1 protein-coding gene is annotated in these 1,177 nt (G+C 59.8%); it reads left to right on the forward strand.

Annotated features, from left to right (window positions below; all coding sequences use genetic code 11):
- Nucleotides 1-3 precede the first annotated feature (3 nt).
- On the forward strand, nt 4-1,177 hold a 1,174-nt coding region (tuf, locus tag RNA01_RS23340; protein ID WP_147182455.1), incomplete at its 3' end, for an elongation factor Tu.

Consider the following 1,177-nt stretch of genomic DNA (forward strand, 5'->3'; position numbering starts at 1 on the left):
AAAATGGCAAAGAGTAAGTTTGAGCGCAACAAGCCGCACGTTAACATCGGCACGATTGGCCACGTTGACCATGGCAAGACGTCTCTGACGGCAGCGATCACCAAGTACTTCGGTGAATTCAAGGCCTATGACCAGATCGACGCGGCTCCGGAAGAGAAGGCACGCGGCATCACCATTTCGACGGCACACGTCGAATATGAGACGGCGAACCGCCACTATGCGCACGTCGACTGCCCCGGCCACGCCGACTACGTCAAGAACATGATCACCGGTGCCGCTCAGATGGACGGCGCGATCCTGGTTTGCTCGGCCGCCGACGGCCCGATGCCGCAGACCCGCGAGCACATCCTGCTCGCCCGTCAGGTCGGTGTTCCGGCGATCGTCGTATTCCTCAACAAGGTCGACCAGGTTGACGATCCGGAACTTCTCGAGCTCGTCGAGCTTGAAGTCCGTGAACTGCTGTCGTCCTACGACTTCCCGGGTGATGACATTCCGATCATCAAGGGCTCGGCTCTTGCCGCTCTGGAAGATTCGGACAAGAAGATCGGCGAAGACGCCATCCGCGAGCTGATGGCCGCTGTTGACGCCTACATCCCGACCCCGGAACGTCCGATCGACCAGCCGTTCCTGATGCCGATCGAAGACGTGTTCTCGATCTCTGGTCGTGGTACGGTTGTGACCGGTCGCGTCGAGCGCGGCATCGTCAAGGTTGGTGAAGAAGTCGAGATCGTCGGCATTCGTCCGACCACCAAGACGACGGTTACCGGCGTTGAAATGTTCCGCAAGCTGCTCGACCAGGGCCAGGCTGGCGACAACATCGGCGCTCTGATCCGCGGCGTTGCCCGTGATGGCGTTGAGCGTGGTCAGATCCTGTGCAAGCCGGGTTCGGTCAAGCCGCACAAGAAGTTCATGGCGGAAGCCTACATCCTGACGAAGGAAGAAGGCGGTCGTCATACGCCGTTCTTCACCAACTATCGTCCGCAGTTCTACTTCCGCACCACGGACGTGACCGGCATCGTGTCGCTTCCTGAAGGCACGGAAATGGTCATGCCGGGCGACAACGTCACGGTTGAAGTCGAACTGATCGTGCCGATCGCGATGGAAGAAAAGCTGCGTTTCGCTATCCGCGAAGGCGGCCGCACCGTTGGCGCAGGCATCGTCGCCTCGATCATCGAGT

Source organism: Paenirhizobium naphthalenivorans, assembly GCF_007992095.1.
Classification (GTDB): Bacteria; Pseudomonadota; Alphaproteobacteria; order Rhizobiales; family Rhizobiaceae; genus Allorhizobium; species Allorhizobium naphthalenivorans.